Annotated in this window: 1 protein-coding gene; it reads right to left on the bottom strand. The window is 58.2% G+C overall.

Features of this window, described 5'->3' with window-relative positions; translation table 11 throughout:
- On the bottom strand, positions 1-232 hold a 232-nt coding region (locus tag B4920_RS28180; RefSeq protein WP_173862752.1), incomplete at both ends, for a UDP-3-O-acyl-N-acetylglucosamine deacetylase.

Below are 232 nucleotides of genomic sequence, written 5' to 3'. Positions count from 1 at the left end.
GGCGTTTTCCAGGCTTCCGCCCAGGGCCAGGTTCTGGGAACGCAGGTACTCGATGTCGCGCATGAAGCCGAAGGTACGGGCACGGCTGATCTCTTTCACGAAAGAAGCACCGGAGAAGTCCAGCACGCAACGCTGGTTGCGGCCTTCAAATACCGGATGCTGGATATCGATCTCGAGATCCATCTTGAAGCCGTTGCGATAGGGGTGGAATTCCGCCCACTTGTCGCCGTCT

Origin of the sequence: Zoogloea sp. LCSB751 (assembly GCF_002028455.1) — a bacterium.
Classification (GTDB): Bacteria; Pseudomonadota; Gammaproteobacteria; order Burkholderiales; family Rhodocyclaceae; genus Zoogloea.
This window is presented reverse-complemented; position numbering and strand designations above follow the sequence as displayed.